At 66.8% G+C, this 26,275-nt stretch carries 17 protein-coding genes; 15 read left to right on the top strand and 2 right to left on the bottom strand.

What is annotated here, in order from left to right; translation table 11 throughout:
- Window positions 1–158: 158 nt before the first annotated feature.
- The 6 genes from CAL12_RS19225 (at window position 159) to CAL12_RS19200 (ending at window position 13,459) form a co-directional block, all read left to right on the top strand.
- Window positions 159–3,029 carry a 2-oxoglutarate dehydrogenase E1 component gene (locus tag CAL12_RS19225; RefSeq protein WP_086066099.1) on the top strand — a complete coding sequence of 957 codons (2,871 nt, stop codon included), beginning with the start codon at window positions 159–161 and terminating at the stop codon, window positions 3,027–3,029.
- A gap of 79 nt (window positions 3,030–3,108) precedes the next feature.
- Entirely contained in the window at window positions 3,109–4,347 is a 1,239-nt protein-coding gene (gene odhB, locus CAL12_RS19220) for a 2-oxoglutarate dehydrogenase complex dihydrolipoyllysine-residue succinyltransferase (protein ID WP_086066098.1), read from the top strand.
- Between the two features lie 173 nt (window positions 4,348–4,520).
- A complete protein-coding gene (gene lpdA, locus CAL12_RS19215) occupies window positions 4,521–5,948 on the top strand; it encodes a dihydrolipoyl dehydrogenase (protein WP_086066097.1) in 1,428 nt (475 codons plus the stop codon).
- 73 nt (window positions 5,949–6,021) lie between these two features.
- The gene (gene zapE, locus CAL12_RS19210; protein ID WP_086066096.1) at window positions 6,022–7,113 is read left to right on the top strand and encodes a cell division protein ZapE; all 1,092 of its coding nucleotides are present in this window, start codon (window positions 6,022–6,024) and stop codon (window positions 7,111–7,113) included.
- 31 nt (window positions 7,114–7,144) lie between these two features.
- A complete protein-coding gene (locus tag CAL12_RS19205) occupies window positions 7,145–8,503 on the top strand; it encodes a tryptophan--tRNA ligase (protein WP_086066095.1) in 1,359 nt (452 codons plus the stop codon).
- Window positions 8,504–8,611: 108 nt separating this feature from the next.
- Entirely contained in the window at window positions 8,612–13,459 is a 4,848-nt protein-coding gene (locus CAL12_RS19200) for an NEL-type E3 ubiquitin ligase domain-containing protein (RefSeq protein ID WP_157793031.1), read from the top strand.
- 33 nt (window positions 13,460–13,492) lie between these two features.
- On the opposite strand, the gene tex is transcribed toward CAL12_RS19200, so the two are convergent.
- Entirely contained in the window at window positions 13,493–15,901 is a 2,409-nt protein-coding gene (gene tex, locus CAL12_RS19195) for an RNA-binding transcriptional accessory protein Tex (protein ID WP_086066093.1), read from the bottom strand.
- Between the two features lie 162 nt (window positions 15,902–16,063).
- On the opposite strand from tex, the gene CAL12_RS19190 reads away from it, so the two are divergent.
- Complete coding sequence (locus CAL12_RS19190) at window positions 16,064–18,325, top strand: ATP-dependent DNA helicase (protein ID WP_086066092.1); 2,262 nt, start codon at window positions 16,064–16,066, stop codon at window positions 18,323–18,325.
- A gap of 45 nt (window positions 18,326–18,370) precedes the next feature.
- Here the strand turns inward: CAL12_RS19190 and CAL12_RS19185 are convergent, their stop codons facing one another.
- Entirely contained in the window at window positions 18,371–19,153 is a 783-nt protein-coding gene (locus CAL12_RS19185) for an outer membrane protein assembly factor BamD (protein ID WP_086067985.1), read from the bottom strand.
- A gap of 124 nt (window positions 19,154–19,277) precedes the next feature.
- On the opposite strand from CAL12_RS19185, the gene CAL12_RS19180 reads away from it, so the two are divergent.
- From CAL12_RS19180 to CAL12_RS19145, 8 genes are all read left to right on the top strand, one after another.
- On the top strand, window positions 19,278–20,246 hold the full coding sequence (locus tag CAL12_RS19180) for an RluA family pseudouridine synthase (protein WP_086066091.1): 969 nt from the start codon (window positions 19,278–19,280) through the stop codon (window positions 20,244–20,246).
- Window positions 20,247–20,295: 49 nt separating this feature from the next.
- Window positions 20,296–21,099, top strand: a complete 804-nt coding sequence (gene pgeF, locus CAL12_RS19175) for a peptidoglycan editing factor PgeF (protein ID WP_232464929.1) — start codon at window positions 20,296–20,298, stop codon at window positions 21,097–21,099.
- Window positions 21,100–21,157: 58 nt separating this feature from the next.
- Window positions 21,158–22,813, top strand: coding sequence for a class I poly(R)-hydroxyalkanoic acid synthase (gene phaC / locus CAL12_RS19170; RefSeq protein ID WP_086066089.1), 1,656 nt, complete (start codon window positions 21,158–21,160; stop codon window positions 22,811–22,813).
- A gap of 19 nt (window positions 22,814–22,832) precedes the next feature.
- Window positions 22,833–23,570: an acetoacetyl-CoA reductase gene (gene phbB / locus CAL12_RS19165; RefSeq protein ID WP_086066088.1), complete on the top strand. Its 738-nt coding sequence runs from the start codon at window positions 22,833–22,835 to the stop codon at window positions 23,568–23,570.
- A gap of 66 nt (window positions 23,571–23,636) precedes the next feature.
- Window positions 23,637–24,197: a polyhydroxyalkanoate synthesis repressor PhaR gene (phaR, locus tag CAL12_RS19160; protein WP_086066087.1), complete on the top strand. Its 561-nt coding sequence runs from the start codon at window positions 23,637–23,639 to the stop codon at window positions 24,195–24,197.
- Between the two features lie 237 nt (window positions 24,198–24,434).
- Window positions 24,435–24,971 carry an iron transporter gene (locus CAL12_RS19155; RefSeq protein ID WP_086066086.1) on the top strand — a complete coding sequence of 179 codons (537 nt, stop codon included), beginning with the start codon at window positions 24,435–24,437 and terminating at the stop codon, window positions 24,969–24,971.
- Window positions 24,971–25,321, top strand: a complete 351-nt coding sequence (locus CAL12_RS19150) for a cupredoxin domain-containing protein (RefSeq protein WP_086066085.1) — start codon at window positions 24,971–24,973, stop codon at window positions 25,319–25,321. The genes CAL12_RS19155 and CAL12_RS19150 overlap by 1 nt, the downstream gene beginning before the upstream one ends.
- Before the next feature lie 27 nt (window positions 25,322–25,348).
- The gene (locus CAL12_RS19145) at window positions 25,349–26,221 is read left to right on the top strand and encodes an FTR1 family iron permease (RefSeq protein WP_086066084.1); all 873 of its coding nucleotides are present in this window, start codon (window positions 25,349–25,351) and stop codon (window positions 26,219–26,221) included.
- Window positions 26,222–26,275: the final 54 nt, after the last annotated feature.

Here is a 26,275-nt window from a genome sequence, read left to right as displayed (position 1 = left end):
GCCACACGGGCGGTCATACAAAGCGCTATACTGCTTCGATACGGCTATCAAGGCTTGTACGTGCCTTCTGCCCCGCTATCCGCCAACCGGTTGAGCCGTGTCGCGGAAGGTTTTCCTGCATCGCAACGGGTGAAGCACCCGGTAAGGTGAAGCGTTATATGTCCACAGAGATCGAATCCAAGTCCTCCTCATACCTGTTCGGGAGCAACGCTCCCTACGTCGAAGAGCTCTACGAAGCTTATCTCGACAATCCGTCCGCGGTCGGCGATAACTGGCGCAGCTATTTCGATTCGCTGCAGCACCTGCCCGCCACGGACGGACAGGAAACCACCCGCGACCAGGCCCACGCTCCCATCGTCGCGTCGTTCGCCCAGCGCGCGCGCACCAACGGCTTCGTCCATCGTGCCCAGGAACCCGACCTGTCGGTCGCTTCCAAGCAGGTGTCGGTACAGCAGCTGATCGGCGCCTACCGCACGCTGGGTTCGCGCTACGCCGACCTGGACCCGCTCAAGCGCCAGGAACGCCCGACGATACCCGAGCTGGATCCGTCGTTCTACGGCCTGACGGAAGCCGACCTGGACCAGGTCTATTCCGCGACCAACACGTATTTCACCAGCGCCAGCACGATGACGCTGCGCGATATCCTCAAGAGCCTGCGCGACACCTACTGTCGCACCATCGGCGCCGAGTTCATGCATTGCTCGGATCCGGCGGTCAAGCGATGGATCGAGGAACGCCTGGAATCCACGCTCAGCTCGCCGCCGGTGTCCACCGAGCATAAGCGCCATATCCTGCAGCAGCTGACCGAATCCGAAGGCCTCGAGCGCTTCTTGCACACGAAATACGTGGGCCAGAAGCGCTTTTCGCTGGAAGGCGGCGAAAGCTTCATCGCGTCGATGGACGAAGTGGTGAACCACGCCGGCGAGAACGGCGTGCAGGAAATCGTCGTGGGCATGGCCCACCGCGGCCGTCTGAACATGCTGGTGAACATCATGGGCAAGATGCCCGGTGACCTGTTCGCCGAGTTCGAAGGCAAGCACGCCGAAGGCCTGACCGATGGCGACGTCAAGTACCACAACGGCTTCTCCAGCGACCTGTCGACGCGCGGCGGCCCGGTGCACCTGTCCCTGGCCTTCAACCCGTCGCACCTGGAAATCGTCAACCCGGTGGTGGAGGGCAGCGTCCGTGCCCGCCAGGAACGCCGCGCCGACCACGAAGGCAAGCAGGTCCTGCCCGTGCTGGTGCACGGCGACGCCGCCTTCGCCGGCCAGGGCGTGGTGATGGAAACGCTGAACCTGGCGCAGACCCGCGGCTACGGCACGGGCGGCACGCTGCACATCGTCATCAACAACCAGATCGGCTTCACGACGTCCGACCCGCGCGACTCGCGTTCGACGCTGTATTGCACCGACGTGGTCAAGATGATCGAAGCGCCGGTCTTCCACGTGAACGGCGACGATCCCGAAGCGGTCGTTTTCGTGACGCGCCTGGCGCTGGACTACCGCGCCCAGTTCCATCATGACGTCGTCGTCGATATCGTCTGCTTCCGCAAGCTGGGCCACAACGAACAGGACACTCCGTCGCTGACCCAGCCGCTGATGTACAAGCGGATCAGCCACCACCCGGGCACCCGCAAGGCCTACGCCGACAAGCTGGTGGCGCAGGGCGTGCTGACCGACGCCGAGGCCGACCAGCTGGTGAAGGATTACCGCCAGCTCATGGAAGACGGCCACCGCACCATCGAGCCGGTGCTGACCGACTACAAGAGCAAGTACGCGATCGACTGGTCGCCTTACCTGGGCGCCAAGTGGACCGACCAGGCCGACACCGGCGTGCCGCTGGCCGAACTGAAGCGTATCGGCGAACGCATCACCACCGTGCCGGAAGGCTTCACGGTGCACCCGCTGGTGAACCGCCTGCTGAACGACCGGCGCGCCATGGCGCGCGGCGAACTGAACCTGGACTGGGGCATGGGCGAACACCTGGCCTTCGCGACCCTGGTGTCGTCCGGCTACGCTGTGCGCATCACCGGCCAGGATTCGGGCCGCGGCACGTTCACGCACCGCCACGCCGTGCTGCACGACCAGAACCGCGAACGCTGGAACGACGGCACCTACATCCCGCTGCAGAACGTGTCGGAAGGCCAGGCGCCTTTCGTGGTGATCGACTCGGTGCTGTCCGAGGAAGCGGTGCTGGGCTTCGAATACGGCTTTTCCAGCGCCGAACCGAACACCCTGACCATCTGGGAAGCGCAGTTCGGCGACTTCGTCAACGGCGCCCAGGTCGTGATCGACCAGTTCATCAGCGCCGGCGAAGCCAAGTGGGGCCGCCAGTCCGGCCTGACCATGATGCTGCCGCACGGCTACGAAGGCCAGGGACCGGAACACTCGTCCGCCCGCATCGAGCGCTTCCTGCAGCTGTGCGCCGACAACAACATGCAGGTGGTGCAGCCCACCACCGCCGCGCAGATCTTCCATCTGCTGCGCCGCCAGATGATCCGGCCCTTCCGCAAGCCGCTGATCATCATGACGCCCAAGTCGCTGCTGCGTAACAAGGATGCCGGCTCGCCGCTGTCCGACCTGACCGGCGGCGGTTTCCGACCCGTCATCGGCGAAGTGGACGAAAACATCAAGGACGCGTCGGTCAAGCGCGTGCTGGTGTGCTGCGGCAAGGTCTATTACGACCTGGTCAATGCCCGCAAGGAACGGGGCCTGGACAACGTCGCGATCATCCGTGTCGAACAGCTCTATCCCTTCGCTCACAAGGCGTTCGAGACGGAACTGCGCAAGTATCCGAAGGCCACGGAAGTCATCTGGGTCCAGGACGAACCGCAGAACCAGGGTGCGTGGTTCTACGTGCAGCACCACTTGTACGAAAACATGGCCGAAGGGCAGAAGCTGGCCTATGCCGGCCGTCCCGCGTCGGCCTCGCCCGCCGTCGGCTACCTGGCCAAGCACCAGGAACAGCAGAAGGCGCTGGTGGAACAAGCCTTGGCGTCCAAGTACAAGGGCTTCATGCTGACCAAGTAAGCGCTGGCGCGACCAGCGTGCGTCCGCCGCGGCGGACGCACGCGCGTAGATCACACGAACATCACTTTACGGAATAAAAATGGCCCAAATCGAAGTCAAAGTCCCCCAGTTGTCCGAATCCGTGTCGGAAGCCTCGCTGCTGACCTGGAAAAAGCAACCTGGCGCGGCCGTTCAGGCGGATGAGATCCTGATCGAAATCGAAACCGACAAGGTCGTACTCGAAGTGCCGGCTCCGGCGTCGGGCGTGCTGGCCGAAATCGTCAAGGGCGACGGCAGCACCGTGACGTCCGACGAAGTCATCGCCAAGATCGACACGGAAGCCAAGGCCGCCGCCGCCGCGCCCACGTCCGCGCCCGCCGCCGAAGCGCCCAAGGCCGCCCAGGCCGCTGCCGCCGCGCCGGCCCCCGCGCCCGCGCCCGCCGCGTCGACCGCGGTCGCTTCGCCCGCCGCCGCCAAGATCCTGGCCGACAAGGGCGTTTCGCCCGAAGGCGTCGCCGGCACAGGCCGTGGTGGCCGCATCACCAAGGGTGACGCCCTGGAAGCGGGTTCCGCTCCCGCCGCCAAGCCCGCCGCCGCCGCGGCGCCCGCGCCGGCCCCCACCCAGCTGTCGCTGGACGGCCGCCCCGAACAGCGCGTGCCGATGAGCCGCCTGCGCGCCCGCGTCGCCGAGCGCCTGCTGCAATCGCAGCAGGAAAACGCCATCCTGACCACGTTCAACGAGGTCAACATGCAGGGCGTCATCGACCTGCGCAACAAGTACAAGGAGAAGTTCGAGAAGGAGCACGGCGTCAAGCTGGGCTTCATGTCGTTCTTCGTGAAGGCCGCCGTTGCCGCGCTGAAGAAGTATCCGGTGCTGAACGCCTCGGTGGACGGCAAGGACATCATCTATCACGGCTACTTCGACATCGGTATCGCCGTGGGCAGCCCGCGCGGCCTGGTGGTGCCCATCCTGCGCAACGCCGACCAGCTCAGCATCGCCGAAATCGAGAAGACCATCGCCGACTTCGGCAAGCGCGCTGGCGAAGGCAAGCTGGGCATCGAGGAAATGACCGGCGGCACGTTCTCCATTTCGAACGGCGGTGTGTTCGGCTCCATGCTGTCCACGCCCATCATCAACCCGCCGCAGTCGGCCATCCTGGGCATCCACGCCACCAAGGAACGTCCGGTGGTCGAAAACGGCCAGATCGTGATCCGCCCGATCAACTACCTGGCCATGTCCTATGACCACCGCATCATCGACGGCCGCGAAGCCGTGCTGGGCCTGGTCGCCATGAAGGAAGCGCTGGAAGATCCGCAACGCCTGCTGCTGGAACTGTAAGCCGCTCCGCGGTCCCGGCGGCAGCGCCGGGAACCGCGGCCAGGGCCTGGGCCAGATGCGCGCGCGTTTCGCGCCTTGTCGGGTCCGGCGTTACAAGTCCATCGCCTTGCGCTACACCCCGCCGGTCGGCCGGCGTCACGCCGGTCCGCACCGCACCAACTCGCGAGAAATCCATGTCTAAACAATTCGACGTCATCGTCATCGGCGCGGGCCCTGGCGGCTACATCGCCGCCATCCGCGCCGCGCAACTGGGCATGTCGGTCGCCTGCATCGACGCCTGGCAGAACGCGCAGGGCGGCCCCGCGCCCGGCGGCACCTGCACCAACGTCGGCTGCATTCCGTCCAAGGCGCTGCTGCAATCGTCCGAGCACTACGAGCAGCTGAACCACCACTTTGCCGAGCACGGCATCGAAGTCAAGGGCGCCAGCGTCAAGGTCGACACCATGCTGGGCCGCAAGAACTCGGTGGTGAAGCAGAACAACGACGGCATCCTGTATCTGTTCAAGAAGAACAAGATCACCTTCTTCCATGGCAAGGGCGAATTCGCCGGCCAGATGGAAGGCGGCTGGGGCATCAAGGTGACCGGCACGGCGCAGGAAGACCTGGTGGGCAAGCACATCATCGTCGCCACGGGTTCGGCGGCGCGCGCGCTGCCCGGCCTGCCCTTCGACGAAAAGAACGTCCTGTCCAACGATGGGGCGCTGGCGATCGGCGCCGTGCCCAAGAAGCTGGGCGTGATCGGCGCCGGCGTGATCGGCCTGGAAATGGGCAGCGTGTGGCGCCGCCTGGGCGCTGAAGTCACCATCCTGGAGGCCCTGCCCGAGTTCCTGGCGGCGGCCGACCAGCAGGTGGCCAAGGAAGCGCTGAAGGTATTCACCAAGCAGGGCCTGAACATCCAGATGGGTGTGAAGATCGGCGAAGTGAAGGCCAGCGCCAAGTCGGTGACGGTGCCTTACACCGATGCCAAGGGCGAGCAGCAGACCCTGACGGTGGACAAGCTGATCGTTTCGATCGGCCGCGTGCCCTATACCGACGGCCTCAAGGCCGATACGGTGGGCCTGAAGCTGGACGAGCGGGGCTTTGTCGCGGTCGATGCCGATTGCAAGACCAACCTGCCCAATGTGTGGGCCATCGGCGACGTGGTGCGCGGCCCCATGCTGGCGCACAAGGCCGAGGAAGAAGGCGTGGCGGTGGCCGAGCGCATCGCCGGCCAGCATGGCCATGTGAACTTCGATACCGTGCCGTGGGTGATCTACACCTCGCCGGAAATCGCCTGGGTCGGCAAGACCGAGCAGCAGCTCAAGGCCGAAGGCCGCGAGTACAAGGCCGGCAGCTTCCCCTTCCTGGCGAATGGCCGCGCCCGCGCGCTGGGCGACACCACCGGTTTCGCCAAGGTGATCGCCGATGCCAAGACCGATGAAGTCCTGGGCGTGCATATCGTCGGCCCCATGGCGTCGGAGCTGATTTCCGAAGCCGTGACCATCATGGAATTCCGCGGCGCCGCCGAGGACATCGCCCGCATCTGCCACGCGCACCCGACCTTGTCGGAAGCCGTGAAGGAAGCGGCGCTGGCCGTGGACAAGCGCACGTTGAACTTCTGATCACGCCGCCTTCCAGGCAGGCAGGGCGGATTGGCGACGATCCGCCTTTTTCTTTGGCTTCCGGGATTAGCCCATGAATGTCCGTGAGTATTACGACCACGCGCTGGCCGAGCGCGGCTACCAGTCCGATGCGGCCCAGGAGCGTGCCGTCGATCGGCTGCAGCAGTACTACGACGACTGGGTGGGTTTCAAGGCCCTGCGTTCGAACGCCCTGAAGAAGCTGCTGAACCGGCCCGACGTGCCGCGCGGCGTGTATCTGTGGGGCGGGGTGGGACGCGGCAAGAGCTTCCTCATGGACGCCTTCTACGCAACGGTGCCGGTGGTGCGCAAGACGCGCGTGCATTTTCACGAATTCATGCGCAGCGTGCACCGCGAAATGCAGGACGTCAAAGGCATGCAGGACCCGCTGGACGAAGTCGCGCGCCGCATCGCCAAGCGTTACCGGCTGATCTGCTTCGACGAGTTCCACGTGTCCGACGTGGCCGACGCGATGATCCTGCACCGGCTGCTGCTCAAGCTGTTCGAGAACGGCACATCCTTCGTGATGACGTCCAACTACGAGCCGGACAAGCTGTATCCGGAAGCGCTGTACCGTGAACGCATCCTGCCGGCGATCGCGCTGATCAAGGCCCGCATGGATGTGCTGAACGTGGATGCGGGCGTCGATTACCGCCGGCGCTCGCTGGAGCAGGTGAAGGCCTATCACACGCCGCTGGGACCGGAGGCGGATGCCGCCTTGCAGGCCGCCTTCGACAAGCTGGCCGACCGTCCGCCCGAAAAGCCGGTGCTGCATATCGAGCACCGGGAACTGCAGGCCAAGGCGCTGGCGGGCAGCGTGGTGTGGTTCGACTTCGCGACGCTTTGCGGCGGACCGCGTTCGCAGAACGATTACCTGGAACTGGCCAGCCGGTTCCAGGCGGTCATCCTGTCGGACGTGCCCAAGATGGCGCCACGCAACGCATCCGAGGCGCGCCGCTTCACGTGGCTGGTGGATGTGTTCTACGACCATCGCGTCAAGCTGATCATGTCCGCCGCCGTGGAACCGGAAGAGCTCTATACCGAAGGCTCCCTGGCCAACGAATTCCACCGCACCGTGTCGCGTATCCTGGAAATGCAATCCAAGGAATACCTGGATTCGGTCCGGCGCGATACGGTCGCGCTGTAAACTTGCCCTTTGCTTTTTTCCGTCCGCAGCCATGAATACCCGCGTCCTTACCGGCATTACGACCTCTGGCACGCCCCATCTGGGCAACTATGCCGGCGCCATCCGCCCCGCCATCCAGGCCAGTCGAGAAGCGGGCGTGGATGCGTTTTTCTTCCTGGCGGACTACCACGCGCTGATCAAGACGACCGAGGATCCGGGGCGCGTGGCGCGCTCGCGGCTGGAGATCGCGGCGACGTGGCTGGCGGCGGGGCTGGACCCGGAACGGGTCACCTTCTATCGGCAATCGGATATCCCGGAAATTCCAGAACTGTGCTGGCTGCTGACCTGCGTGACGCCCAAGGGGCTGATGAACCGCGCGCATGCCTACAAGGCGTCGGTGGACCAGAATACCGCCAAGGGCGTCGATCCGGACGATGGCGTCAGCATGGGACTGTTTTCCTATCCGGTGCTGATGGCGGCGGACATCCTGATGTTCAACGCGCACAAGGTGCCGGTGGGCCGCGACCAGATCCAGCACCTGGAAATGGCGCGCGATATCGCCCAGCGTTTCAACCACCTGTACGGCGGCGATTATTTCGTGCTGCCGGAGGTGGTGATCGCCGAGGAAGTCGCGACGCTGCCGGGCCTGGACGGCCGCAAGATGTCCAAGAGCTACAACAACACCATCCCCTTGTTCGAAGGCGGCGCCTCGGCGCTGCGTTCCGCCGTCATGCGCATCGTGACGGATTCGCGCCAGCCGGGCGAGCCCAAGGACGCCGAGAACTCACACCTGTACACGCTGTATCGGGCGTTCGCATCCGCGCCGGCGTCGGCGGAGTTCCGCCAGGCCCTCGAGGACGGCATGGGTTGGGGCGATGCCAAGCAGGCGTTGTGCGATCTGCTGGAACATGACCTGGCCGCGATGCGCGAACGCTATGTCGCGTTGATGGCGGCGCCGGAACGCATCGAAGACATCCTGATGGCCGGCGCGGAAAAAGCGCGCAAGCTGGCCGTCCCGTTCATGGCGCAGTTGCGCGACGCGGTGGGACTGCGCAGGCTGGGCGGGGGCAAGGCCCCCGCGGCGGCGGCTGGCGGCAAGAAGGCGGCCGGGCGCACGCCGCGCTTCGTCAGCTTCCGTGACCCCGACGGCAGTTTCCGCTTCCGCCTGCTGGGCGCGGATGGCGAAGAGCTGCTGTGCTCGGTGCCCTATGCCGACCCCAAGCAGGCCGGCGCCGCGATGCGCCGCCTGCAGGGCGAAGCGGCCTCGCTGCGCGCGGATGGCAAGACCTATGCGGCGCTGCTCGACGATACGCCCGTGGCATACGGGACGGAAGCCGACGATCCCGGGGCGCGCGACGCCAGGCTCGCGCGGACGCGTGAAGCGTTGAACGTCCTCGCGGGAGACGCGTAGCCCGGTACGGGTCTTTGCCGGAACCCGTAATTTCCTACGCTGACTCAGCTTGCCTCGATACGGCGCCCCCGCGCCGGTCTTACGGTATTCGGGGTGGGTCGGGTGGCAGTGAGTACGCAAGTAGGGAGCACGTGCGCGGTCGGCACCTTGCCAGGGCCGGAAGGGGCCGCGGCCAGGACGCCGGGCGCGGAGCCGGCTGGGGCCCTGGTATGCGAAACAACCCTCGCATTCGCCCAGGTTCGCGCGGCGGCCGGCGCGGCGCCATCCAGCGCGGCGCCATCCGCGGCGCCAGACCTGACGCTGGTGGATGCATGGAAGCTGCTTGCCGCCTCCCTGCCTGTCGCGTCGCCGGCGATGCCCACGTGGCCGGATATCGCCGTGCCGCCGGAGATCGCTCGGGATGGCCGGCAACGGATCGCCTACAGGACAGGCGTGGCGGCGGCGCGCGAGCTCGGTCTGGACACGCGCGAGTTCGATGCCGAAACGCTGATGGAACTCGGCCGCCAGACGGTGGCCGATCACATTCTGTCGGGCACGGCGGATGACATACTCATCGCCGTCGCAGGGCTGGAAGGGAAGATCGACGGCGCGGCATGGGCCTCGGGCGATCCTGAAAGGATCGCTACCGAGGTCGAGACTTATCTGCGGTCGGAATTCCAGGACGAGATCGATCTTTACCAGGCGCTGGATGCGCTCGCGGCGGAGCCGCCGCTGCTTGGGCGCCAGGCGTTGGCCGCGACCCTGTTGCGCGAGCAGGGCATCGATCCGGGCGCGCCCGTGGGCGAGCTTCACATGCACGCCCGCCATAGCGTGTCGGCGTCGTCGCCGCCCCTGCTGCGCCAACACAAGGCCGCGGACTACTACTTCAACTACGACAAGTTGAGCGCCGCGGATATTCGCGGCATGCGGCTCCGTGGCGGCGGCCGGCCGACGGACGAGCAGGCCACGCGTATGCTGCGCGCGCTGCCGGCATCGCTGGATGCGGAATTCCAGCAACGCTACGACGCGCATCGGGAGCGGACGGGGGCGCTGCTGGGGCAGTGGCTTTCCACCCGGCTGCGCCTGCATGCCAGGGAACATGGCATCGAACTGGCCGGCGCGACGGTGGCGGTGTCGCGGGCCACCAAGCGCTATTTCGTTCCAGGCGCGGGCGGGGGCATGGCGCAGTTCTCCAACGCCTATGGCAGCGTCGCCACGCAGGGTTGCCTGGTCGCCATGCAGGTCGGCACCCGATCGCATCGATGCTTCGTCTCCACGCGAACCGGCGCCGTGCACGTGTTGCCGGCGGGCCAGTCCTTCGAGGCCTGGCTTGCCGACCATCGGGAGCTCGCGTTCGACGATGCCGATGCCCGTGCGCGCCTGCCCGGTGGGGCGGGACGCTGGCTGCCGCGTGTGCATGTGCGGGAGGCCGCGTCCGGTCCGTCGGATTCCATGCGGGACTGGGCGGTCGCCATGTTCCGCGCCGAGATCGAGCGCGGCCGCGAAAGCGCCCGTGGGCAGACGGTGTCCGAGCAGACCATCGATGCCTTGCTGGACCAGATTCCTTTCCGCGCCATGATCGTGTCGCTGCGCAAGGGAGACATTCCCACGGCCATCGTGCAGGGTAGCCTGGATGTGCTGACCCTGCTGCCGCAGATCGGCATGGGTTTTCGGCTCGCGGGCGCGGCGGTGCGGTCCGCGAAGCCGTGGCTGTCGCTGGCCGCCCGCTTCGGCGGCATCGGCGCGCGCCAGGGCTGGCGTGGCGTTCAGCGCATGGCGGGACACCTGCCCTTGCTGCGCGAACGCCTGCGTACGCACATCGGCCGCACGGCGATGCAGGCTTTGGGGCATGTACGCCCACTGGATGTCACGCGCATCGCGCAGGCGATGCGCACCGCGGCGCCACGCTTGGCGGAAATGCTGGAAAGGATGGCGGTGCGCACCAGAGGCACGGCCATCCCCGACGGCGTATGGCAACTGGCCGCCGCGCGAGCGCCCGCGCCTGGCGTGTTCGCCGTGCCACCCGGGCCCGCCGCACGCATGGCCGGCGGCGCCGTGGCGCGGACCGCCGACACAATTGTGCCCTTGCCATCGGTGACGGCGCGCAGCTTGCAAGGGGGCACGCTGGGCCTGCTGCCGTACGGCACCCGCGGCACGTACACGCAAATGGACGCCACCGGCCAGCGCACGGGCGCGCTGCTGGTCGCAGACAGCGAAGGCTGGCTCTACCAGACCATGCCGCTCGCCAGCCTGGCGCGCTACCGGGTCGCGTCGCCCCGGCTGCGGCATGTCCTGGACAGCCGCCGCGCCGGCCCGGACGGCACCGTCACGGTGGATGGCCTGGCCTATGCCCGCCTCGATACCGATTACGTAAGGGTCGTGCAGGATCCCGGCGCATCCACGTCCACGCGGCCGATCTGGCGCGCCGTGGCGCCGGCCGGCGTGGTGCCCGACGTGATCGCTCACCGCCTGGTATATGACCACGCCGAAAGGCTGTGGCGCCAGGCAGCGCCGCCAGGACTGGCGGGTGGTGGGCCGTCGTGGAGCCGGCCCGGCGTACGGGGCCGTGGCAGGATCGCCGCCGCCGCCGCGGCCGACGTGTCCTTGCTGCCCGATGCCGTGCAATTGGCACGGCTGCGCCAGGCAATGATCGCGGGCATGTGCAACGGCACGCCGCAACAGGCCGAGCTGGTGGCGGTCTTGTTCGACCGCATCGCGGGTGACGACCGGGGCAGGGCGATCCTGAACGCGATGAGCGCCTGCCATGAGTGGCTGGGGCAGGCGCCGGAGATCGTGCTGCTGCCTGACCCGGCGATTCCTGGCGCCGTCCGGCCCGCGCTGGATCGTCCCGAGCCGGGCAGGACCTGGCACCTGGACCTGCAAGCGCTGAGATATGGCGACACCCAATCGGTCGTGCATGAGCTGGCGGCCGTCTACAACAACATGACCGGCCTGTTGCAGAACCAGGATCCCTTCGACGGCTTGCTGGCCGAGGCTCGGCCGCCGATGAACGCGCGGCTGGAAAAGGCGTGGGCCGAATGGCTGGCGCTTGATCCCATGTCGCCGCCAGACCTCATGCTGGACGGAGAGGTGGACACCTCGATCCCCACGCCCCGCAGGCTGACCGTGCGGCACCTGCGGCTGCAACTGCGCGAGATGGCCTGCTATGGCGGCCTGGACCGTTCGACGATCAAGGCTGTGCTGCGCAATCAGCACAGCCGGCTGGACCTGAAACTGAACCTCTCCCATCGGAACCTGGACAGCATTCCGCCGTTGCCGCGCGATATCAGTGTCCTGGATGTCTCCAACAACTTCATCAACGATTGGCGCAATCTGCCCGCCGGGCTGACGATCCTCGATGCGGAAGCGACCGGCATGCATAAACTGCCGGGCAACCTGCCGGCGGGCCTGAAGGAATTGAACGTAAGCAACAACCGCCTGGCGGACGCGCCGCTGATTTTTCCGCCGGGCCTGACGCGCCTGGGACTGACGGGCAACCGGCTTAGGGTCGCGCCTACCTTGCCCGACGGCTTGAAGGAACTGCTGATAGCGCATAACGACCTGCCTTCGCTGCCCGCGCAGCTTCCCGCGGGACTGGAGCTGCTGGATGCGTCCAGCAACGTCCTGGCCAGCCTGCCGGACAGCCTGCCTGCGAGCTTGCGCCTATTGCACGTATCGCACAATCGCCTGGAGCGGCTGCCGACGCTGCCTGACGGGTTGATCGAGCTCGACGTCTCCTGGAACAGCCTGGACGGCCTGCCGGACCTGCCGACGCACCTGCGCGTCCTGGAGGCTGGCGCCAATCGGCTGGAAAGCCTGCCCGCCGACCTGCCGCGCGACCTGGAAATGCTGATCGTTCCGCGCAACCGGCTCCAGCGTCTGCCGGACGAACTGCCGCGACGCCTGACCCTGCTCACCGCGCAGTACAACGCCATCGAGCTGTTGCCTAGCAATATCGTCGACCTGGCGTCCTGCACCATACATCTGGACGGCAATCCGCTTGCCCCCGGCACCATTCCCATCATTGCCGTCGGAAACGCCGGCCCGCGCATATTCTTCAATCCGGCCGAAGGGCAGCCGATGGGACGCCGACGCACGCTGGCCGAAGTCACCCGGGTTTGGTGGAGCGATCCGTCACAGGAGGCCCGGACCCGCTGGGATGCGATCGACCGGGCGCTGGGTTCGCGCGACGACGTCGTCGAATTCGCCGGGTTCGTGGACAAGCTGCGCATGACGATCAGCTTCCGCGACCCCGGGTTTCGCGCACAGGTGGAGGACTGGCTGACCGAGCTCTCGAAGCCGGAACGGCAGGCGCTGCTCGACGATACGCTGCTCGTCTGCAATGGGGCCACCCAGACCTGCGAGGACCGCATCACCGTCGCCTGGAACGATATGCAGAAGCTGCGCCGCAACGACGATATCCGACGGGGTCTGTACGACGAGCGGGTGCACGAAGCGGTCGACATCGCCCGCGAGATGTTTCGCATCGACGTGCTGACGGAGTTCGCCACCCGTCAGCAGCGCGGACGCACGGTACCGGATCCGGTGGAGCTGTACCTGGCTTATCTGGTGCGCTTGCGCGAGCCGCTGGACCTGACCACGGTCGCGCCCATGATGCGTTTCTACGAGCTTTCGCTGGTCACGCCCCATGACCTGGTCAAGGCGCGGGAAACCGTGCAGGTGCGCGAACGCGCGGACTTCGATATGTTCCTGGTGCTGGATTACGAGCCGTGGCAAACGCTGCTGAAGCGCAGGGACGCCGCGGCGTATGCGCGGGCACAGGAGGAAGCCGAACGGCAGTTGGCCGCCCAGTTCGATGGACTGCTGCAGGCGGCCGTCGACGGGCTCGGATTGGATCCCGCCGACGCGGCGCTGCTGGACAATGCGCGTGCCAACCTGGGGCCCGGCATCATGCGGCGTATCCGCTACGAGGCAATGCGTCCACTGTCGGAGCAGCACTTGTCGCAGCCGCTGTAGGCGGGCCGGCGACAGCCCCGCCGGCCCGCGCCTTCAGCGTTTCAGTTTGGCCAGCGCCTGCGCCATGGCGTCGGCCATCGCGCCACCGGCGGCTGCCGCGCCGCCGCCGCGGTTGTCCTGGCCGTTGCGGCGCGAGCGGTCGCCGCCACCCGGCTTGGGCGAACCGGCCGCGCGGTTGTCGGCGGCTCCGCCGCGCCGTGCCGGCGCGGCGCTGTCGTTCAGGCGCATGGTCAGGGCCACGCGCTTGCGGGCGACGTCCACTTCCAGCACCTTGACCTGCACGGTCTGCCCGACCCGCACCACGTCACGCGGATCCTTGACGAATTTCTCCGACAGCGCGGAAATATGCACCAGGCCGTCCTGATGCACCCCGATGTCGACGAAGGCGCCGAAGTTGGCGACGTTGGTCACGACGCCTTCCAGGATCATGCCTTCGTGCAGATCGTTCAGGGTTTCGACGCCTTCCTTGAACTGCGCGGTCTTGAATTCCGGGCGCGGGTCGCGGCCCGGCTTTTCCAGTTCCGCGAAGATGTCGCGCACCGTCGGCACGCCGAAGCGCTCGTCGGTGAATTCGGCGGGTGACAGGCCTTTCAGTGCTTCACGCTGGCCCATGACCTTGCGCACGTCGGACTGGATCTTCGCCAGGATGCGTTCCACGACGGGATAGGCTTCCGGGTGCACCGACGAGGCGTCCAGCGGGTTTTCGCCATTCAGGATGCGCAGGAACCCGGCCGCCTGTTCGAACGCCTTGTCGCCGAAGCGCGGCACTTTGCGCAACGCATCGCGCGAGGCGAATGCGCCATTGTCGTCGCGCCACGAGACGATATTCTTGGCCAGCAAAGAATTCAGTCCCGACACGCGCGACAGCAGCGCGGCCGACGCGGTGTTCACGTCGACGCCCACGGCATTCACGCAGTCCTCGATGACGGCATCCAGCGAACGCGCCAGCTCGCGCTGGTTGACGTCGTGCTGGTATTGGCCCACGCCGATGGCCTTGGGCTCGATCTTGACCAGTTCGGCCAGCGGATCCTGCAGCCGGCGGGCGATGGAGACCGCGCCGCGCAGGCTGACATCCAGGTCGGGGAATTCCAGCGCGGCCAGTTCGGATGCGGAATACACGGACGCACCTGCTTCGGAAACGACGACACGGGTCAGTCCCAGTTCGGGGAAGCGCGACATCAGCTCGCCGACCAGTTTTTCCGTTTCGCGCGACGCCGTGCCGTTGCCGATGGCGACGAGTTCGATCTTGTGCTTGGCCGCGATGGCGGCCAGCGCGGCGATGGAACCTTCGCGGTCGCGGCGCGGCTCGAAGGGATAGACCGTGGCGGTCTGCACGACCTTGCCGGTCTGGTCGATGGCCGCCACCTTGACGCCGGTGCGTATGCCGGGATCCAGTCCCAGCACGGCGCGGGGCCCGGCAGGCGCGGCCAGCAGCAGGTCCTTGAGGTTGGCGGAAAACACGCGGATGGCCTCGGCTTCAGCGCTTTCGCGCAGGCGGCCCACCAGTTCGCTTTCGAAGGCCGACAGCAGCTTGACGCGCCAGGTCCAGCGGCAGACTTCACCCAGCCAGCGGTTGCGCGGCGTGGCGTCGATGTCGAACAGCTTGGGGCCCAGCGCCAGCAGCCGCGCGATGCGCGCCACGCAGGGATGCGGGGTCAGGGCTTCCTGTTCCGCTTCCAGGCCCAGGCGCAGCTCCAGCACGCCCTGCTGGCGGCCGCGCAGCAGCGCCAGTACGCGATGCGAGGGCAGGGTGCGCAGCGGCTCGCTGAAGTCGAACCAGTCGCGGAAGTTGGCGCCTTCCGTTTCCTTGCCTTCGGCCATCTTGGAATAGAGCAGGCCGGTCGACCAGAGGTATTCGCGCAGGTCGGCCAGCAGGTCGGCGTTTTCCGCGTAGCGCTCCGCCAGGATGTCGCGCGCGCCGTCCAGCGCGGCCTTGGCGTCGTTGATCGAGGCTTCCGGATTCAGATATTGCTGCGCCAGGACGGCCGGGTCGCATGCGGTATCGGCCAGGATGGCTTCCGCCAGCGGCTCCAGGCCCGCTTCGCGGGCGATCTGGGCGCGCGTGCGCCGCTTGGGCTTGTAGGGCGCGTACAGGTCTTCCAGACGTTGCTTGGTGTCGGCGGTGGCGATTTCCTGCTGCAGCTCCGGCGTCAGCTTGCCCTGCTGCCCGATGGATTCCAGGATGGCGGCGCGCCGTTCTTCCAAGTCGCGCACGTAGCCGAGGCGGACTTCCAGATTGCGCAGCACGGTGTCGTCCAGGCCGCCGGTGGCTTCCTTGCGATAGCGCGCGATGAAGGGCACCGTGGCGCCATCGTCCAGCAATTCGACCGCGGCGGCGACCTGGTTGGGCCGTGCGCCGAGCTCGGTGGCGAGCTGCGCGATGATGCGGGCCTGGTCGACGGCGGGTGCGGTGGCGGACGTGGTAGCGGAGGTCTCGGGCATCTGTTGGGCGACAAAGAGGGAAAGACAATGAAAAACAAGCGCCGGATTTTGCCACAAGGGGCGGCGGTGAAAAAATGCGCCCTGGATGATTTTGTCCCCCTTTAATGGCGGGACGGCCCGCGGACGGTATGATTCCAGGCTGTTTCGCCACTTTGTTTTTCCATGCTGCATCCGGAGCTTGCCGAGTATTTCGCCGAAGACGGCCCGCTTGCGAAAGCGTCGCCCGGCTATCGCCTGCGCGCCTCCCAGGTAGAGCTGGCGCAGGCCATCGAGCAGGCCATTACGCACCGGTCCACCCTGGTGGCGGAAGCCGGTACCGGGATCGGCAAGACCTGGGCCTATCTGGTGCCGGCATTCCTGAATGGCGGCAAGGTCCTGATTTCCACGGGCACGCGCACCCTGCAGGACCAGCTGTTCAACCGCGACCTGCCCCGGGTGCGCGCCGCGCTGGCGGTGCCCGTCACGGCGGCGTTGCTCAAGGGGCGCGGCAACTACCTGTGCCACTATCACCTGGATCGGCTGTCGGGCGATGACCGGGCGTTGAAATCGCGTGCGGAAATCAGCCAGCTGCGGCATATCCAGCGCTTCGCCGCGCATACCAAGACCGGCGACCGCGCGGACCTGGCCCAGGTGCCGGAAGATGCCGATATCTGGCAGCGCGCGACATCCACCCGCGAAAACTGCCTGGGCCAGGAATGCCCGCGCATCCGCGATTGCTTCGTGGTCAAGGCGCGCCGCCAGGCCCAGGAAGCCGACGTGGTGGTGATCAACCATGCGCTGTTCATGGCCGACCTGGTGCTGCGCGAAGAAGGCGTTACCGACCTGCTGCCGGAGGCCGATACGGTCATCTTCGACGAAGCCCATCAGTTGCCGGACACCGCCACGCGCTTCCTGGGCAGCAGCCTGTCCACCCACCAGTTGCTGGACTTTGGCCGAACCGCCGAAGCCGCCGGCCTGGCCTATGCGCGCGAAGCCATGAACTGGGGCGAGGCGTCGCGCAAGCTGGAGCATGCGGCGCGCGAACTGCGCCTGTCATGCGGCGCCATCGAACACATGCCCGGTCGCAAGGCCAATTTCGAAGCCGTGCCGGACGCGGATGGTTTCCACGAGGCGCTGCGCAATCTCGACGCGGCCGTGCACGCGGTGACGCGCGGGCTGACCCAGGTGGCGGAAAAGCATCCGGACCTGGCGGCGGCGGCGCGGCAAGGCGCGGAAATCCTGTTGCGGCTCAAGCGCTGGGCACCGCCATCGCGGCCCGACGCGCCCGGGCAGCCGGTGGACGTCGCGGCCGGCTCGCGCAGCGGCGGCGCACCCGACAGCGCACCAGATAGCGCGGAAAGCGATGAAACCATCATCGCTGCCTGGTCGGCGGCGATGGCGGCTGGCGTGTCCGCCCTGGACAACACCGCGCACGCGGCGCAGGGCGCGACCGGCACCCCGCCAACGGCGGACACGACGGCGGCGGCCGCGCGGTTCGGCGCGACGTCCCCGGGCGTCACGCCACCGCTGGTCGACTGGACCGGACCCGCCGTGCGCTGGGTCGAACACGGCACGCACCACGTGCGCCTGCACGCGGCCCCCTTGTCGGTGGCCCAGGCATTTTCCAAATACCGCAAACCTGGCCAGGCTTGGGTGCTGACCTCCGCGACGCTGTCGGTGCATGGCGACTTCGGCCATTTCACGCGCCAGCTGGGCCTGGACGACGCGGCCACCGGCCATTGGGAATCGCCGTTCGACTACGGCGCGCAAGGCCTGTTGTTCGTCCCGAAGGACCTGCCGGAACCGCAGGCGCCGGGCTTTGCCGAACGCTTCGTCGCCACGCTGATGCCTCTGCTGCACGCCAGTCCCGGCGGTGCGCTGGTGCTGTGCACGACGCTGCGCGCGGTGGATCGCTTCGCCAATCTGCTGGCCGACGCCTTCGACGACGACGGCGTGGAATGGCCGCTGCTGCGTCAAGGCGAGGGCACGCGGCGCGACCTGCTGGAACGCTTCCGTACGCTGACGCATCCCGTGTTGGTCGGCAGCGCCAGCTTCTGGGAAGGCATCGACCTGCCCGGCGACGTGCTGACCCTGGTGGCGATCGACAAGCTGCCGTTCGCCCCGCCGGACGATCCGGTCATCGAGGCCCGGCTGCGCGAGTGTCGCGCGCGCGGGGGGAACCCCTTCGCCGAATACCAGTTGCCCGAAGCGGCGATCGCGCTCAAGCAGGGCGCCGGCCGCCTGATCCGCACCATGGCGGATTGGGGCGTGCTGATGGTGGGTGACGTGCGCCTGGTGGAAAAGGGCTATGGCAAGCGGCTGTGGCGCGGGCTGCCGCCGTTTTCCCGCACGCGCGAACTGGCCGAGGCGGTGGCTTTCCTGGAACGCAAGTCGCACGAAGGCGCGTCGCCCAAGGCGGGCGCCGCGCCTGTGGACGCCGCATAAGCAAAACGCCCGCCAGTTGGCGGGCGTTTTCGTGAGCCTTGAGCCTTAGAACCAGCCCCAGGGATCCCACCAGTTCTTGTCCTGCTTGAACCCCTGAGCCGGGTACTTGCTGTTGGGGAAGTTGGTGTTCAGCACGCGCCGGGCGTCGGCTTCGAGCTGAGGCATCTTCAACTGCTCATAGGACTTGTACAGGATGTACAGCGCTTCTTCCGACCCCGATGCGCCCTGGAAGTCCGTAATCACCATCTGTGCGCGATTGGCGGCCGCCACGTAGGCGCCGCGTTCGTAGTAGTAGCGCGCCACGTGGACTTCGTTCATGGCGATGGCGTTCACCAGCCACACCACGCGCAGGCGGGCGTCCGGCGTGTACTTGCTGTCGGGATAGCGCTTGATCAGCTCGTTGAAGGCGTCATACGAGGCGCGCAGACCCTTGGGGTCGCGCTCGCTGGGATCCTGGCCGGTGATGTTCGTCATGAAGGCGCTGGCCGGCGTGAAGTTGATCAGCCCCTTCAGGTACAGCACGTAGTCCGTGCCGGGATGGTTGGGATACAGCTGCTGGAAGCGGTCGATCGCGGCCAGGGCCTGATCGTTGTCGCCATCCTTCCAGTTGACGTACGCCAGGTTCATCAGCGCCTGCTGCGCATAGACGCCGAAGGGGTAGCGGCTTTCGACGGCCGTCAGGCGTTCGCGGGCATCTTTCCAGTTGCCGGCGTCCATTTCCTGCTTGGCGTCGTTGTAGAGCTGTTCGGCGCTCCAGTTGGCGGTCTTGTCGTACTTGGTGCCGTTGGTGGCGCACGCCGCCAGCAGGGCGGTAAACACAAGCGCCATGCACAGGCGCGCGACCGACCCGAGGCGGGAAGCGGAAAACGGGAGGGCGGGGACGCGGGATGTCACGACGGTCATTTCCTTGGTGTTAGCATGGCTGGCTGCATCGATTATATGATTTGTCTCCATGTCCGAGTTAGCCGCCAGCGCGGATCTTCCCTCCGATGACGAACCGCAGATCCTGCGCGTCCCGGAAACCGTCCAGGCGGACCGGCTGGACAAGGTGTTGTCGGGCCTGCTGGCGGGGCATTCCCGCAGCCGCCTGCAGGGCTGGATAGAGGCGGGCTACGTGCAGGTGAACGGCGCGCCGGCCAAGGTGCGCCAGGCCGTGGGGCCGGGCGACCTGATCGCCGTCTGGGAGCAACCGGCGCCCGACGCCCTGGCTTTCGAGCCCGAACCCGTGGAATTCCGCGTCGTGGCGGACAGCCCGGCCTGGATCGTGGTGGACAAGCCCGCCGGGCTGGTCACCCACCCCGGCGCGGGCAACTGGACCGGCACCCTGCTCAACGGCCTGCTGTTCCGCTACCCCGAGCTGCGCGGGGTGGCGCGCGCCGGCATCGTGCACCGCCTGGACAAGGACACCTCGGGCCTGCTGGTGGTGGCGCGTACCGAACAGGCGCAGACTCACCTGGTACGGCAGCTGCAGGCCCGCTCCATGGGCCGCGCATACGTCGCCCTGGCGCATGGCTGGGTCCTGGGGCCCGGGACGGTGGACCGCCCCGTGGGCCGCGATCCGCGGGTACCCGTGCGGATGAGCGTGGAACGCCCCATCGCGGCCAAGCATGCCGTCACCCACTACAGCCCGGAAGCCAACGGCCTGGCCGACGGCGTTCGGGTATCGCAGGTGACCTGCCGGCTGGAAACCGGCCGGACGCACCAGATCCGGGTGCACCTGGCCAGCCTGGGGCATCCGCTGCTGGGCGATACCTTGTACGGCGGCAAGGCCATTGCCGGGGCGACCCGCCAGATGCTGCATGCGCGCGCCTTGCGCTTCGACGATCCCGCCGGCGGAGGCGAACGGTCGTTCGAGGCTCCGCCGCCCCCTGACATGGCAAGCACCTGCCAGGCCATCGCCTGGACCGATAGCGAGGAATAGAGTGGACTCACGCGCATCATCTCCCGGGCAGTCTGCGCAGCCGACTTCCCTGCCACGGGACGCCGCCAGCCTGCCGGTCGTGACCGGCCCGCGATGGACGGGCGTCCACTATTTCTGCACTACGCGCGAGGGCGGCGTCGGGACCGCGCCGCACGACACGCTGAACCTGGGCCTGCGCGCCGGCGACCGTCCGGAGGCCGTGGCGGAAAACCGGCGCAGGGTGCGGGCCATGCTGCCCGCCGATCCCCTCTGGCTGCGGCAGGTGCACGGCACGCGCGTGGTCGACGCCGACGGCTCGGAAGAGGACGCCGCCGAAGGCGAGCCGGCCGCCGATGCCGCCGTCACCATCGCGGTCGACCGTCCGCTGGCCATCATGGTGGCCGACTGCCTGCCGGTGCTCATCGCCGACACGGGCGGGCGTGCCCTGGGAGCCGCCCATGCCGGCTGGCGCGGCCTGGCGGGCGGCGTGCTGGAAAACACCCTGGACGCGCTGCGCCGTAAATGTCCCGCGGCCTCGGCCTGGCAGGCCTGGATAGGCCCCGGCATAGGGCCTGCGGCCTTCGAGGTCGGCGCCGACGTGCTCGACGCGTTCGCGCCCGCCGATGGCGGCGCGCGCGGCGAGGCGGCGGCGCTGTTCACACCGCGTCCGGGAGTGCCCGGCAAATGGCTCGCCGACCTGCCGGCCCTGGCCGAATTGCGGCTGCGCCGCGCCGGCGTGGCGCACGTGCATCGCAGCGGCCTGTGCACGGTGTCGGATGCGCGGCGATTCTTTTCCTATCGGCGCGATGGCGAGACCGGCCGCATGGCCCTGCTGGCCTGGCTGTCGGCACGCCCCTTCGAATACCCGCATTGACACTATCTGCACCGCAATGCACCATCCTTTTGAAAAGCGTCCATAACAAGGTGTCGAGGTGACTGCCCATCCATCCGCAGCATGGCCCGTCCCGGTGGGGGTCGCGCCAGACGTCCTGGCGCAGATCCAGGCGGACTTCTCCCGTGACTGGCAGCGTCTGGCCGACGATGCCCGCGCCGGGCGCCTGGAACCGCCGACCGACAAGCGTTTCGCCAGCGAGGCCTGGCGCCGCAGTCCCCATCATCTGGCCATGGCGCACGCCTACCTGCTGTCGGCTCGCGCCATGCAGCGCATGGTGGATGCGGCCGGCGTCAGCGAGCCGCTGCGCGACCGCCTGCGCTTTTCCATCATGCAATGGCTCGACGCCATCGCGCCGTCGAACTTCCTGGCCTTGAATCCCGACGCGCAGGAATCCATCGTCGCCTCGGCCGGCAAGGCGCTGGACGCGGGCTTGTCCAACCTGCTGGACGATGTGCGCAAGGGCCGCATCACGCAGACCGACGAAAGCCAGTTCGAGATCGGCGTCAACGTGGCGGTGACGCCGGGGCAGGTGGTATTCGAGAACGCGCTGTTCCAGCTGATCCAGTACACGCCGTCCACGCCTGTGGTGCATGAGCGGCCGCTGGTCATCGTGCCGCCCAACATCAACAAGTTCTATATCCTGGACCTGCAACCCGCCAATTCCTTCGTGCGGCACGCAGTGGACGCCGGATACACGGTTTTCATGATGTCGTGGCGCAATCCCGTGCCGGCGGACGACGATGGCGTCGACCGCGCGCAGTGGGCCGACTATCTGGAAAACGCCGTCCTGCCCGCCTTGCGCGTGGCCGGCGAGATCACCGGCCAGCCGCAGGTCAACGCCCTGGGTTTCTGCGTCGGCGGGACGCTGCTGGCGTCGGCGCTGGCGCTGGCCCACGCGCGCGGCGAACGGCCCGTCGCGGCCCTGACCTTGTTGACGGCCCTGCTGGACTTTCGCGATACCGGCGTGCTGAACGTGTTCGTGGACGAAACCCATGCCCTGCTGCGCGAACGCCAGCTGGGCGGCGGCGGCCTGATGTCCGGCCGCGAGCTGGCCACGACCTTTGCCTTCCTGCGGCCCAACGAACTGGTGTGGAACTACGTCGTCGACAACTATCTGAAGGGGCGCAAGCCGCCGGCCTTCGACCTGTTGTTCTGGAACGCGGACAGCACCAACCTGCCGGGGCCGTTCTTTGCCTGGTACTTCCGCAATACCTATCTCGAAAACAACCTGAAGGTGCCGGGGCGCTGCGCCGTGGGCGAGGTTCCGCTGGACCTGACGACGCTGGACATGCCGGCCTATATCTTCGGGTCGCGCGAAGACCATATCGTGCCCTGGACGTCCGCCTATGCGTCCACGCAACTGCTGCGCGGCACGCAGCGCTTCGTCCTGGGCGCTTCCGGGCATATCGCGGGCGTGATCAATCCGCCCGCGAAACAACGCCGCAGCTACTGGACGACCGATGCCCAGGCGGGCAGCCGGAAGAATGGCAACGGACACAGCGCGCTGCCTGGCGATCCTTCGTCCTGGCTGGCGCGCGCGCAGGAACACCCCGGCAGCTGGTGGCCCGACTGGGCGGCATGGCTGGCGGGACACTCGGGCCGGAAGATCAAGGCGCCGTCACGCGCGGGCAGTTCAACATACCCGCCTATCGAACCCGCACCGGGACGTTACGTGAAGGTCAGGGCCACATGAAAGTCAAAGGAGAACAGCGATGAGCGGAAAACTGGCATATGTGACGGGCGGGATGGGCGGCATAGGCACTTCGATCTGCCAGCGGCTTGCCAAGGACGGCTTCCTCGTCGTCGCGGGCTGCGGCCCCAGCCGCAACTACCAGCAGTGGCTGGACGAACAGGCGGCCCAGGGGTATACCTTCCATGCGTCCGTCGGCAACGTGTCGGACTGGGATTCCACGGTCCAGGCTTTTGAAAAGGTACGCGCCGACTACGGCACCGTGGACGTGCTGGTCAACAACGCCGGGATCACCCGCGACGGCCTGTTCCGCAAGATGTCGCTGGACGACTGGCGCACCGTGATCGACACCAATCTGAACAGCCTGTTCAATGTGACCAAGCAGGTGCTGGATCCGATGGTGGACAAGCAGTGGGGCCGTATCATCAACATCAGCTCGGTCAACGGCCAGAAAGGCCAATTCGGACAAACCAACTATTCCACGGCCAAGGCCGGGATACATGGCTTTACCATGGCACTCGCGCAGGAAGTGGCCAGCAAGGGCGTGACCGTCAATACCGTATCGCCGGGCTATATCGGTACGGACATGGTGCGCGCCATCCGTCCCGACGTGCTGGAAAAAATCGTCGCGACCATACCCGTGCGGCGCCTGGGCACGCCGGAGGAAATCGCTTCCATGGTTTCGTGGCTGGCGTCCGATCAATCGGGCTTCGCCACGGGCGCGGACTTTTCGTTGAACGGCGGCCTGCACATGCATTGAGCCGCATCCCTTAACCACCGATTTCTCACCATAAGTACAACACGATCGACCCAGCAGGGGACAGCCATGACGCAAGCCCAAGCAGGCGGCAGTACGCGCCTGATCAAGAAATACCCGAACCGCCGCTTGTACGACACGCAGACCAGCACGTACATCACCCTGGCGGACGTCAAGCAGCTGGTGCTTGCCAATGAGTCCTTCCAGGTCGTCGATGCCAAGAGCGGCGACGACCTGACCCGCAGCATCCTGCTGCAGATCATCCTGGAAGAAGAGGGCGGCGGCGTGCCCATGTTCTCGTCGAACATGCTGGCGCAGATCATCCGTTTCTACGGACATGCCATGCAGGGCATCATGGGCTCTTACCTGGAGAAGAACATCCAGGCGTTCATGGAAATCCAGGAGCGCATGGCCGAGCAGTCCAAGGGGCTCTACGGCAATCAGTTCGGGCCGGAGGCCTGGGCCCAGTTCATGAACGGCCAGGCCCCAATGATGCAGAACATGATGAACAGCTACATTGAGCAGAGCAAGAACCTGTTCGTGCAGATGCAGGACAAGATGCAGGACCAGACACGGTCCATGTTCTCCACGTTCCCGTTCCCCGGCGCCCCGCAGGGCAACCGCAAGTAGGCTGGTGGCGTCCGCCAGGCTGTAGCCTGGCCGGACCCTCCGCCAGCCTGCGGGGGGAACCCCGCAGGCATATCCAGGTCCTATCCGCAGCTCGTCGCTCCCGCGTCCGCGCCGGAGCCACGCCAGCCGTTGAACGTAAGCATGAAAACAGTTCTTGTTTGCATTCATGCTTGCTTTTGCCTATCCTTTCAACTTTACGGTTGCGTGACGGCGCGAGTACGCCGGAAGGAAAATTCGATGATCAAACATGCCCTCGTCCTGGCCGCCGGCCTGATGCTCTACGGCGTCGCCCATGCGGCCGAATATCCTATCGGCAAGCCCGCGGAAAAGGGTGGCATGGAAATCGGCGCGGTGTACCTGCAGCCCATCGAAATGGATCCTCCCGGCATCATGCGTCCGGCCAAGGACTCGGACATCCACCTGGAAGCCGACATCCACGCCACGGCGAACAATCCCACCGGTTTCCCGGAAGGCGAATGGATGCCTTACCTGGCGGTCAAGTTCGAGCTGCAGAAGGTCGGCAGCAATAACGTGCAGAAGGGCATGCTGATGCCCATGGTCGCCAACGACGGTCCGCACTACGGCGACAACGTCAAGCTGGAAGGCCCCGGCAAGTACAAGCTCAAGTTCCTCATCGCGCCGCCCACCGCCGACGCGCACAGCCATTTCGGCCGCCACATCGACAAGGAAACCGGCGTCGGTCCGTGGTTCGAGCCCTTCGAACTGGACTATGAGTTCGTCTTCGCCGGCACCGGCAAGAAGGGCGGGTATTGATGATGGCGCCTGCCCGCGCATGGCTGCCCGCGCTCGCGCTGGTCCTGCTTTCCGCGGCGGGACCCGCGGGCGCGGACGAGCTGCCGACTTTCCAGCTGACGTTCAAGCCGAACGGCACGTTCGAGCCGGCGCGGCTGGAAGTCCCCGCGGGCCGCTTCAAGATAGAGCTCAGCAACGAAAGCAATGAGCCCGTGGAATTCGAGAGCATTCCGCTGCGCAAGGAAAAAGTACTGGGGCCCGGCGTCAAGTCCTTCGTCGTGATCACCATTTCGCGGCCCGGCGAATATCCGTTCTTCGACGATTTCCACCAGGACGTCAAAGGCACGCTGGTCGTTAAACCCAAGGATTGAACGGGGCGCGCGCGCCCCGGCGGTGTCATGGAACAGGTTTCATTTATCGTTTGGCGCGAATCCGTGGAAGCCCTGCTGGTCGTGGGCATCCTCTATACGTGGTTGCGCGCCACGCCGGAAGGCCGGCGCGGCTTGCCCTATCTGTGGGGCGGCGTAGCGGCCGGCCTGGGATTGGCCGTGGCGCTGGCCCTGGTGCTGCTGGGCGTATCGTCGTGGCTGTCCGACACCGGGCAGGAGTGGTTCCAGGCCGGCATGGCGCTGGTCGCCTGCGCGCTGGTCGTGCAGATGGTCTTCTGGATGAAAAAGCACGGCCGTACGCTGAAGGGCGAGCTGGAAAGCGGCGCGCGCGATTCGGTGCGCAGCGACAACTGGTGGGGCTTGTTGATCCTGGTGATGATCGCCGTCGCCCGCGAAGGCAGCGAAACCGTGGTGTTCCTCTACGGCACGGTGTCGGCCGGGGCGGGAGGCGCCAGCGGCTGGCTGCTGGGCCTGGCTGGCCTGGCGGGGTTCGCCGTGGCCCTGCTGACCTTCTGGCTGCTGCAGCTGGGCGGCAAGCTGATCACCTGGCGGCGTTTCTTCCGGGTGACGGAAATCCTGTTGCTGTTGCTGGCCGGCTCGCTGCTGGTGGGCGGACTGGATCACCTGATTTCGCTGGGCGTCGTGCCGCCGTTGGTGGATCCCATCTGGGATAGCAGCTGGCTGCTGGACGACAGCAGTGGAATAGGCAAGGTGCTGGCCGACTTCGCGGGCTATCGCGCCTATCCCGCGCTGATGACGGTGCTGGTGTGGGTGGCGTACTGGATCGTCGTGTGGGCGCTGCTGAGCCGGGTTCGCCCGGCGGCGCCCCGCGCCAGCGCCGCCAACACGGCGTCCGGCACCACGGCCCCCAACGCGCGATAATGGCGCCCGTCTTTCGCATGGCGATGTCCCGCTCGCGGGCCGCGCCGGAATCCC

This window comes from Bordetella genomosp. 8, from assembly GCF_002119685.1.
In the GTDB taxonomy this organism is placed as follows: Bacteria; Pseudomonadota; Gammaproteobacteria; order Burkholderiales; family Burkholderiaceae_B; genus Bordetella_C.
Note: the sequence above shows the minus strand (reverse complement) of the source record. Positions and strands in the feature narration are given on the sequence as shown.

What these genes read in the sequence shown, in the direction of transcription:
- CAL12_RS19190 (WP_086066092.1), top strand. Translation starts at nt 16,064, where the DNA reads ATGCTGCATCCGGAGCTTGCCGAGTATTTCGCCGAAGACGGCCCGCTT.
- CAL12_RS19225 (WP_086066099.1), top strand. Translation starts at nt 159, where the DNA reads ATGTCCACAGAGATCGAATCCAAGTCCTCCTCATACCTGTTCGGGAGC.
- CAL12_RS19155 (WP_086066086.1), top strand. Translation starts at nt 24,435, where the DNA reads ATGATCAAACATGCCCTCGTCCTGGCCGCCGGCCTGATGCTCTACGGC.
- phaR (WP_086066087.1), top strand. Translation starts at nt 23,637, where the DNA reads ATGACGCAAGCCCAAGCAGGCGGCAGTACGCGCCTGATCAAGAAATAC.
- CAL12_RS19145 (WP_086066084.1), top strand. Translation starts at nt 25,349, where the DNA reads ATGGAACAGGTTTCATTTATCGTTTGGCGCGAATCCGTGGAAGCCCTG.
- CAL12_RS19205 (WP_086066095.1), top strand. Translation starts at nt 7,145, where the DNA reads ATGAATACCCGCGTCCTTACCGGCATTACGACCTCTGGCACGCCCCAT.
- lpdA (WP_086066097.1), top strand. Translation starts at nt 4,521, where the DNA reads ATGTCTAAACAATTCGACGTCATCGTCATCGGCGCGGGCCCTGGCGGC.
- tex (WP_086066093.1), bottom strand. Translation starts at nt 15,901, where the DNA reads ATGCCCGAGACCTCCGCTACCACGTCCGCCACCGCACCCGCCGTCGAC.
- phbB (WP_086066088.1), top strand. Translation starts at nt 22,833, where the DNA reads ATGAGCGGAAAACTGGCATATGTGACGGGCGGGATGGGCGGCATAGGC.
- zapE (WP_086066096.1), top strand. Translation starts at nt 6,022, where the DNA reads ATGAATGTCCGTGAGTATTACGACCACGCGCTGGCCGAGCGCGGCTAC.
- CAL12_RS19185 (WP_086067985.1), bottom strand. Translation starts at nt 19,153, where the DNA reads ATGGCGCTTGTGTTTACCGCCCTGCTGGCGGCGTGCGCCACCAACGGC.
- odhB (WP_086066098.1), top strand. Translation starts at nt 3,109, where the DNA reads ATGGCCCAAATCGAAGTCAAAGTCCCCCAGTTGTCCGAATCCGTGTCG.
- CAL12_RS19180 (WP_086066091.1), top strand. Translation starts at nt 19,278, where the DNA reads ATGTCCGAGTTAGCCGCCAGCGCGGATCTTCCCTCCGATGACGAACCG.
- CAL12_RS19150 (WP_086066085.1), top strand. Translation starts at nt 24,971, where the DNA reads ATGATGGCGCCTGCCCGCGCATGGCTGCCCGCGCTCGCGCTGGTCCTG.